10 protein-coding genes are annotated in these 9,277 nt (G+C 53.6%); 7 read left to right on the forward strand and 3 right to left on the reverse strand.

Annotated features, from left to right (window positions below; all coding sequences use genetic code 11):
- Positions 1–36: 36 nt before the first annotated feature.
- Positions 37–1,971 (reverse strand): NAD(+) synthase, encoded by a 1,935-nt coding sequence (locus RUMCAL_RS01825; protein WP_021680731.1) that lies wholly within the window; start codon positions 1,969–1,971, stop codon positions 37–39.
- Between the two features lie 71 nt (positions 1,972–2,042).
- Entirely contained in the window at positions 2,043–2,780 is a 738-nt protein-coding gene (locus RUMCAL_RS01830; RefSeq protein ID WP_021680732.1) for an N-acetylmuramoyl-L-alanine amidase, read from the reverse strand.
- A gap of 157 nt (positions 2,781–2,937) precedes the next feature.
- Here RUMCAL_RS01830 and RUMCAL_RS01835 point away from each other — a divergent pair, with 157 nt between their 5' ends.
- On the forward strand, positions 2,938–3,213 hold the full coding sequence (locus RUMCAL_RS01835; RefSeq protein ID WP_156902381.1) for a DUF2179 domain-containing protein: 276 nt from the start codon (positions 2,938–2,940) through the stop codon (positions 3,211–3,213).
- Between the two features lie 71 nt (positions 3,214–3,284).
- Here the strand turns inward: RUMCAL_RS01835 and RUMCAL_RS01840 are convergent, their stop codons facing one another.
- Positions 3,285–4,226: a S1 RNA-binding domain-containing protein gene (locus tag RUMCAL_RS01840; protein WP_040646543.1), complete on the reverse strand. Its 942-nt coding sequence runs from the start codon at positions 4,224–4,226 to the stop codon at positions 3,285–3,287.
- Between the two features lie 294 nt (positions 4,227–4,520).
- Between RUMCAL_RS01840 and RUMCAL_RS01845 the strand changes: the two genes are divergently transcribed.
- The 6 genes from RUMCAL_RS01845 to RUMCAL_RS01870 all read left to right on the forward strand — a co-directional run bounded on the left by RUMCAL_RS01845 (position 4,521) and on the right by RUMCAL_RS01870 (position 9,247).
- On the forward strand, positions 4,521–4,712 hold the full coding sequence (locus tag RUMCAL_RS01845) for a DUF951 domain-containing protein (RefSeq protein ID WP_021680737.1): 192 nt from the start codon (positions 4,521–4,523) through the stop codon (positions 4,710–4,712).
- 57 nt (positions 4,713–4,769) lie between these two features.
- Positions 4,770–5,846, forward strand: coding sequence for a peptide chain release factor 1 (gene prfA / locus RUMCAL_RS01850; RefSeq protein WP_021680738.1), 1,077 nt, complete (start codon positions 4,770–4,772; stop codon positions 5,844–5,846).
- 5 nt (positions 5,847–5,851) lie between these two features.
- Positions 5,852–6,865 carry an L-threonylcarbamoyladenylate synthase gene (locus RUMCAL_RS01855; RefSeq protein ID WP_021680739.1) on the forward strand — a complete coding sequence of 338 codons (1,014 nt, stop codon included), beginning with the start codon at positions 5,852–5,854 and terminating at the stop codon, positions 6,863–6,865.
- Positions 6,862–7,503 carry a dephospho-CoA kinase gene (gene coaE, locus RUMCAL_RS01860; RefSeq protein WP_021680740.1) on the forward strand — a complete coding sequence of 214 codons (642 nt, stop codon included), beginning with the start codon at positions 6,862–6,864 and terminating at the stop codon, positions 7,501–7,503. Before RUMCAL_RS01855 ends, coaE begins: the two co-directional genes overlap by 4 nt.
- Positions 7,504–7,559: 56 nt before the next feature.
- Positions 7,560–8,963 carry an aminopeptidase gene (locus RUMCAL_RS01865; RefSeq protein ID WP_040646545.1) on the forward strand — a complete coding sequence of 468 codons (1,404 nt, stop codon included), beginning with the start codon at positions 7,560–7,562 and terminating at the stop codon, positions 8,961–8,963.
- 77 nt (positions 8,964–9,040) lie between these two features.
- Positions 9,041–9,247 carry a hypothetical protein gene (locus RUMCAL_RS01870; protein WP_021680742.1) on the forward strand — a complete coding sequence of 69 codons (207 nt, stop codon included), beginning with the start codon at positions 9,041–9,043 and terminating at the stop codon, positions 9,245–9,247.
- Positions 9,248–9,277 lie beyond the last annotated feature (30 nt).

Here is a 9,277-nt window from a genome sequence, read left to right on the forward strand (position 1 = left end):
TCGCCAGACGCTCTTTGTGCGGTATTGCCTTAATCGTTATTCTTCCGGAATATTCTCCAGGCCTTTCTGCCACAATGTCACGCAGGCATCACTGGGCATTCGCCAATCTCCTCTGGGGGAGAGCGTTACGCTGCCCACCTTGGGACCGTCTGGCAGACAACTGCGTTTGAACTGCTGGGAGAAGAACCGCCAGTAGAATTTTTTCAGCCATTTCAGAATGGTGGCGTTGTCATATGTGCCGGCAAAAGCCAGCTTTGCCAGCCGGTAGATCTTATGGGGAGCAAATCCCAGACGCAGCACGTAGTACAGGAAAAAGTCGTGGAGAGCATATGGTCCTACCAGCTCCTCGGTTTTCTGGGCAATGGTGCCGTCCTGTTCCGGCGGCAGCAGTTCCGGACTGACCGGCGTATCCAGTACGTCCCGCAGCACCGCACTCAGAGCCGGCTCTGTCTGGGCAGCTTCATGTGCTACCAGATAGCGTACCAGCGTTTTCGGAATGGAAGCATTTACCGCGTACATGCTCATGTGGTCGCCGTTATAGGTCGCCCAGCCCAGAGCCAGCTCCGACAGGTCGCCGGTACCGATCACAATGCCGCCAGCCTGGTTTGCCATGTCCATTAGTACCTGTGTCCGTTCCCGTGCCTGCGAATTTTCATATGTGACATCGTGGACGGATTCGTCGTGTCCAATATCGGCGAAGTGCTGCCGGACGCTGTTCTGAATCGGCACTTCCCGCAGGGTTGCCCCATAGGCTTCCGCCAGCCGGCAGGCATTCTGGTAGGTGCGGTCTGTGGTACCGAAACAGGGCATCGTCACAGCCAGCATGCCGGCAGGATCCAGCCCGCAGATGCGGAACGCGTGTACCATGACGATCAGAGCCAGCGTGGAATCCAGTCCGCCGGAAAGCCCCACCACAGCTGTTTTACAGCCGATATGCCGCAGCCGTGTGGCAAGCCCCATTGCCTGTAAGGTGAGGATCTTTTCACAACGCTGTGTCAGTTCATCGGTGCCGCTGGGGACAAAGGGGGCAGCGTCCACATAGCGTTGCAGCACGGTTTCTGTCAGCGGCATGGAGAATTTCACAGCCGGTGTTCCAAAGGGTTCTGACTGGAAGGTGTTGGAACGGCGGCGTTCTCCGGCGAGCCGCTGCACGTCAATATCTCCGTAGAGAATGCCCTGTGCAAACAGCTTGGATTCCGCCAGAACAGAACCGTTTTCCAGAATCAGATCGTGTCCGGCGAAGACCATATCCTGTGTGGATTCTCCGAAGCCGGCATCGGCGTAGGCATAGGCACACAGCAGGCTGCCGGATTTCGCCTTGAGAATGGTGCGGCGGTAATCTTCCTTGCCAATGATCTCGTCGCTGCACGACAGGTTGACGATCAGAGTTGCACCAGCTTTTGCCATTGCAACAGACGGCGTATCGCCTACCCAGACATCTTCACAAATTTCCACGCCGAACGTAAAGTCCGGCATTTCTGCACAGCTGAACAGCAGCTTTGCCCCAAAGGGAAAGGTGTATCCGGTATGATGGTGCAGGGACTGCTGCTGTGGAACAGCTTCTGCGTCCGGTCCGGCGGTGAAGTGCCGGACTTCGTAGAATTCACTGTAGTTGGGCAGATTCTGCTTGGGCACCATGCCCAGTATCTTTCCGGCATAGCAGACTGCGGCACAGTTGTACAGGGCACCGCCGCAGACATAGGGCAGCCCTATCACCAGCAGCATGGACAGGTCAGCGGTTTCCTGTAAAATTTGCATCAGTCCGTCCTCTGCTCCGCGGAGCAGGGGCTCCTGTAGAAACAGGTCGCCGCAGGTGTATCCGGTCAGGCAGAGTTCCGGAAAAGCCGCCAGTTTTGCACCGGCAGCAGCGGCTTCTCTGGCGTGGGCAATGATTTGTTCGGCATTATAGGCACAGTCTGCCACCCGCAGCGGCGGTGTGACACAGGCAATTTTCAAAAATCCGTCTTTCATGGCAATCGCTCCTTGATTTCAGTGTTTCCTTTATTATACCGGAAATTTGAAAAAATTGCAAGGGTATTGCCCTAAATCACAATAAATTCGCTGCTGGCATAACCCACGGTGCCGCGGTAAGAAACCACGTCCCAGCCGTTGGAACGGCTGTACACCGTGAGAACGCTGCCGTTGGGAATGGAACCGATCACGGCTCCCTGTGTGGAGGGAAACTGCCGCAGATTCAGATTGCTGCCGTCAGTGACAACGGTGCCGCGGAAAACCGGTCCCGCTTCGATCAGCGGAATGCCGAAGTAATCGCAGAGGGACTGGGTCAGGCTGACTGCAATTGCCGTCAGATTGTTCCGGATCCAGTCCGCATCTTCCCGATTGTCGTGGTAGCCGATCTCGCACAGCACTGCCGGAGCTTTGGTCTGTGTCACTTCTCCCAGCGTGGTCGTGGGTTTTGCGGAGCATTTGTCCGGCAGGGGATAGATGCTCATAAAGTTGTTGGCAATGATGACCGCGAGAGTTTCGCTGTATTTGTCGTAGGGGGAATAGTACACATCAATGCCCCGCAGCATGCCTGCCATGGATTCCGGTGCGGCGTTGCTGTGAATGGCAAGGTGTACGTCGAAATCGCCGGCGTTGGAATCTGCAATGGCTCCGGCAACATTCCGGTCGGGGTCGTTGCGGACATAGGTGATGCCGCTGGAACGGAGATAGGGTTCCATGCGGTCGGCAATGAGATTCATGTACTGTTCCTCGTTGCCGCCGTCAATATAGGGGTTCCACTCCTGCGTGGAAGGGCTCAGAAAAACTTTTGGCATAATTCGACACCTCTTTCTGTGGATACCCTGTACAATGTTTTTGTACAGGGCTGTCGTTCCTGTTCCATTTCACTGTATGCACAGCTTACGGAATTGGTGCAGTTGCATTTATCTTTAAAATATGATATAGGCAATACCGCACAAAGATTGTGCGGTATTGCCCTATGAAAAGCTGGGGCGTACTATGACCATTCTGGACGCACATGGACTCATCAGCGGTAAAAAAGATATGATGTACTGCGTGATTACTCGACTGGAACTCATGGAACTGCGGCGAATCGTGGAAAAGTATGACGGCAGTGCCTTTATTACAGTTTCGGACATCTCGGAAATCATCGGCGACCACATCAAAAAGACCTCCAAAGTGCAGCAGGAAGTGATCGCACAGCAAATGGAACAGCGGGAGAAAGCGTTTGCAGAATCGGAAGAATAAGGAGAAAAGCAAAGGCAACACCGCACAAAAAAGCACGCAGTTTCTAACGAAAATTGCGTGCTTTTTGATTTTCAGATACTGTTGGGAAAACGGAAATCCGTTTCGATAATGCGGGGAGAAGAATCCGGCGTGTACCGCCAGTAGTCCAGATGTGTCTGACTTTCCGGCACGAAATAACGGGGCGGCTGCGGCGGGTCAGTCTGGGCAAATGTGTCGATCAGAATCAGTTTCACCTTCATTTTTTCCGGCAGGATCGCCTTGATATAGACGCTGGCACACTGTCCGGCAACAGCATCTTCGCAGGGCTCCGCCAGTCCGGCAAGGTTGGGTGCCAGTTCCACAAAAACGCCGTAGCTTTCCACCGAACGAATGATGCCGGCGACAGTCTGACCAGCAGAGAAAGCGGCAGCATTTTCCTCCCATGTTCCCAGCAGTTCCCGATGCGTCAGGTGAATGCGGTGCGGTTCTGTCTGCCGTACCACCGCACGGATTTTCTGCCCGATGACAAACCGGTCGCGGGGGTGGGAGATGCGGGACACAGAAATGGTGTCGATCGGGAGCAGGGACGGGATCCCGCAGCCAATGTCCACAAACGCCCCGAACTTTTCCAGATGTGTTACCGTGGCGGGCAGAATATCCCCTACGCGGCGGCGGGAGAGGTACTGCTCCCAGCATTCTTCCTGTACGGCACGGCGGGACAGGATCGCCACAGGAGCACCGGTTTCGTCCTGACTGATGCGGAGGATCCGGAAACAAACGGGCTTTCCGGCACGGGCGATCAGAGCGATGTCCTTGGTGGTGCCGTCTGTGATGCCCATGGCTCCTTCTTCTCTGGGGATCCAGCCCCGCATACAGGGCAGCTGTACGGTGAGATTGTGCCCGCTGTCGCAGAGGACGGCACGGGCTTCTAAAATGGTTCCGGCGTGCATGGCACGCTCCATGGACGCAACGCTGCGGAGTGCAGCTTGATTTTCCGGCGTGTGCAGCCGGCTGCCTTCTGGTAAGTATTGCATTTTGACCTCCTGACAATTTCCTGAAAGAATCGTGTTTCGGCAACGTAGTGCTGCCGTTCTCTGATGCTGTTCCAGTGTATGTATGAGAAGCCTGAAATATGCGGACAGCATTGAAATGAAGAATGCAAAAATTGGAAAATGCAAATTGCTTTTTATGAAACTTCACCGGATTTCACGTTTGGATTTTATAGCATTTCAACAAAGCGAAAAAAATATCCGCAGAAAATATTGCCTTATTCCGAGAAATGGGGTATAATATAATGTACTTATGATGCAAAAAGGGGAGGGCTGAAAATGGACGTTCGTCCGGCGGATATTCTGGTAATGAAAAAGCCGCACCCCTGCGGCAGCCAGACCATGTATGTGATTCGTGCGGGTATGGATTTCAAGCTGCGTTGCACGGGCTGCGGCAGGGAATTCATGGTGCCGCGAAACAAGATCGAACGGCGAATCAAACAGATTCGGAGAGAAGCCCCCGAATCGTGACGTATCGGAGTGCATGCCGGTACATATCGTGACAGAAAGAAAGGCAGGAACGCAGATATGCTGGAAAAGCTTCGGCAAATGGAAGAAAACTATCACGCGATGCAGGAAAAGATGATGGATCCTGCTGTGGTAGGGGATAATCAACAGTACGCCCAGCTGATGCGGGAATACAAGCATATGCAGCCGATCATTGAAAAATATCACGAGTATTTGCAGGCACAGAACGATTTTACAGAAGCCAGGGAAATTCTGGACGGCGAAGAAGATGCCGAACTGCGGGAAATGGCACAGGCAGAGCTGGAACAGAGCAAGGAACGCATGGACTCGCTGCACGGCGAACTGATGCGTCTGCTGCTGCCGAAAGATCCGGACGATGACCGCAATGTCATCATTGAGATTCGCGGCGGTGCCGGTGGTGAGGAGGCTTCTCTGTTTGCCGCGTCTCTCTACCGCATGTACACCATGTATGCAGAAACACAGGGCTGGAAACAGGAAGTGCTTAGTGCCAACGAAACGGAACTGGGCGGCTACAAGGAAATCAGCTTTTCCATTCTGGGCGAGGGAGCATACTCCCGTCTGAAATATGAAAGCGGTGTGCATCGGGTACAGCGTGTGCCGGAAACGGAATCACAGGGACGAATCCACACTTCCACAGTCACTGTTGCGGTGCTGGTGGAAGCGGACGAAGTGGCAGTGGACATCAATCCCACAGATCTGCGGATCGATGTGTTCCGTGCCAGCGGTGCCGGCGGACAGCATATCAACAAAACAGAATCAGCAGTTCGCATCACGCATATTCCCACTGGTCTGGTCGTAGAATGTCAGGACGAACGAAGCCAGTATAAAAATAAAGATAAGGCAATGAAAATTCTCCGTTCCCGTCTGTATGAACAGATGCTTCAGGAACAGAACGACAAGATCGCATCGGAACGGAGAATGCAGGTGGGAACGGGAGATCGTTCCGAGCGAATCCGTACTTATAATTTCCCGCAGGGACGCATGACCGATCACCGCATCGGGCTGACACTGTACCGGCTGGAAGATATTATGAACGGAAATCTGGACGAAGTATTCGATGCCCTTGCCACAGCCGACGAACTGGCACGGCTGGCAGGACAGCAGGGAGAGGCGTAAACACGGTGGAAACAAAGTTACTTTCAGATCATGCAGAAGACCTTTTGGAAGCGGCAGAACTGCTGCGAAACGGTGCCGTGGTGGGAATGCCCACGGAAACCGTCTACGGACTGGCGGCAGATGCCAGAAATCCGGAGGCAGTGCGGCAGATCTTTGCAGCAAAAGGCAGACCGGCAGACAATCCGCTGATCGTGCACATTGCAGAAATGCGGGCACTGGAGCAGGTGGCGGCAACGGTGCCGCCGCTGGCGGAAAAACTGGCAGAACGGTTCTGGCCGGGTCCTCTGACCATGATTCTCCCGAAGCGGAAAGAGATACCGGAGATCACTTCCGGCGGGCTGGATACGGTGGGCATTCGTATGCCCTCTCACCCGGTGGCACGGGCATTGATCCAGCTGTCCGGTGTACCGATCGCAGCTCCTTCCGCCAATATTTCCGGTTATCCCAGCCCGACAACGGCACAGCATGTCATGCGGGATATGCAGGGCAAAATTGCCGCAGTTGTGGACGGCGGAGCATGTTCTGTGGGCGTTGAATCCACAGTCATTGCACTGGAGCCAAACGGTACAGTGCGGATTCTTCGTCCGGGCTTTGTCACAAAGGAGATGCTGGAAGAAGTGGCTCCGGAAGTGACACTGGATCCTGCCATTCTGCACCAGCTGCAAGAAGGGCAGACTGTGCGTTCTCCCGGCATGAAGTATCAGCATTACTCTCCCCGTGCTCACGTGATTCTGGTGGAGGGCAGCTGGCAGAACTTTGCGGCACTGGCGGAACAGAATCGGGCAGACGGTGTTTATGCACTGGTGTTCGACGGGGAGGAAACCATGCTCTCCCTGCCATGTCTGACCTACGGAAGATCCGGCAGGGAACAGGCACAGCAGATTTTTTCAAAATTGCGGGAATTGGACGACGACGGTGCACAGAAAGTGTACGTGCGTGCTCCGAAGCCGGAGGGGATCGGGCTGGCGGTGTACAATCGTCTGATTCGTGCAGCAGGATTTGAGGTGATACAGGTATGAACACGCTGGACGGTGTGATGGTGATCGGTCTGACCGGTCAGACTGGTGCTGGAAAGAGCACTGTTTCTAAGGTCTTTGTGCAGAACGGATTCCGGCTCATTGATGCAGATGCGATTTCCCGTCATGTGGTCGCACGCGGCTCGCATTGTCTGGCAGACTTGCAGGAGTGCTTTACCGACCGGATCCTGACGCCGGACGGGGAACTGGACCGGCAGGTGATGGCGTCGATCGCTTTTTCCGATCATCACAAGCTCGAAATGCTCAATACCATTATGTATCCCTATATCATGGGTGAAATTCTGCGAATGATACATCGGTTTTCCCAGCAGAACCACAAACTGATCTTATTGGACGCACCGACACTGTTTGAAAGTCGGGCGGACGATTTCTGCGACCTGATCATTTCTGTGGTGGCAAAACCAGAATTGCGAATGCAGCGGATCATGGAACGAGATCATATCTCCATGGCGGCGGCGAAGCAGCGTATGGAAATGCAGCTGACAGAGGAATTCTTCCGGCTGCATTCGGACACAGTTCTGGAAAATAATGCAAGCTTTTCCGAACTGCGGGACGCTGCACAGGAACTTTCCGCCAAGCTGATTTGTTATTACGAAACGGAATACGGTGCATTTGTATAAAAATGGGTTTCATATTCTGGAATACGGAATATGTTCAAGAATTGGAGGCTTTTCAAATGGAATCGAAAGAAACACAGGCAAAACAGAAAAAAGAACAGCTTTTCATGAAGTCTAAGCACGGTGCGACCCGCATTTCTGCGGAAACACAGAAGCAGAGCGATGCGTTTGCAGCGGACTACATGGCATTTCTGAACGCGTCCAAGACAGAACGTGAAGCAGCCAAGAATGCAGCTGCACTGCTGGAAGGAAAGGGCTTTGTGCCTTTCACACCGGATATGCAGCTGAAGGCAGGGGATAAGATCTATGTCAACAACCGCGGCAAGGCGATTATTGCAGCAGTGATCGGTACTGCACCGATTACAGAAGGTGTGCGTCTTTGTGCGGCACATATCGACTCTCCGCGTCTGGATATGAAGCAGAATCCGCTGTATGAGGATCACGAACTGGCAATGTTCAAGACCCACTACTATGGCGGTATCAAGAAGTATCAGTGGACTACGATTCCGCTGTCCCTGCACGGCGTTGTGGTAAAGGCTGATGGTACTTCGGTAGAGGTAAACATCGGGGAAGATGCCGGTGATCCGGTATTCTGTGTGACCGACCTGCTGCCGCATCTGGCACCGCAGCAGATGAAGCGTCCGGCAACGGAAATTGTCCGCGGCGAAGAACTGAACCTGCTGGTAGGCTCTATGCCGTTCAACAAGGACGAGGAGAGCGAACAGGTCAAGCTGAATATCCTGAACATTCTGCATGAAAAATACGGTATGACCGAAACCGATTTCCTGTCGGCAGAACTGGAAGCTGTTCCGGCATTTCCGGTTAGAGAACTGGGATTTGACCGCAGTATGATCGGCGGCTATGGTCATGACGACCGCGTTTGTGCTTATCCGGCACTTCGTGCTCTGCTGGACTGCGAAACACCGGTACACACCGCAGTGACGATTCTCACGGACAAGGAAGAAACCGGCAGCGACGGCAACACCGGTCTGTGCTCTTCTTATCTGCCGTATTTTCTGGAAGATCTGGCAGACTGCTTCGGAGCAAAGGGCCGCCATGTGATGCACGCTTCCCAGTGCCTGTCTGCTGATGTCAACGCAGCATTTGATCCCACGTTCCCGGACGTAATGGAACAGAAGAACTGTGCATATCTGAACCACGGCGTTTGCGTGACCAAGTTTACCGGTGCACGGGGCAAGTCTGGCACGTCTGATGCATCGGCTGAGTTTGTCGGCACCATTCGCCGTGTTCTGGACGAAGGCGATGTGGTATGGCAGACCGGCGAGCTGGGCAAGGTTGATGCAGGCGGCGGCGGAACTGTTGCGGCATATATTGCAAATCTGGACATCGACACCATTGACGTTGGTGTGCCGGTGTTGTCCATGCATGCACCTTTTGAGGTGGTTTCCAAGCTGGATGTTTATATGACCTATCGTGCATTCTGTACCTTTATTGCGTCTTAAACACGTTCTCAATTGATGATTTCTGAAGTGCCGGCGGATATACCATTCGCCGGCACTTTGGATATGGAGGTGTTTGCATGCGGATTTTTCAAAAGCGAGTAAAATCGCAGGCGATTCCGGATAGATTCACGGCGGCGGATATTCGAATGGAATCCAGCACGTGTACTGGTGAAACTGTGATCGGCTTTTATGATGCGGCAGAAAAGCGGCTTTGCTATGCGGAGCTGGTGCGGAACGAGGCAGATGTTGCTGCGTTTTATCGAAAATACGGCGTGAAAAGATAAGGCAATACCGCACAAAGAGCGTCTGGCGAC

The sequence above is a fragment of the Ruminococcus callidus ATCC 27760 genome (assembly GCF_000468015.1).
Classification (GTDB): Bacteria; Bacillota; Clostridia; order Oscillospirales; family Ruminococcaceae; genus Ruminococcus_C; species Ruminococcus_C callidus.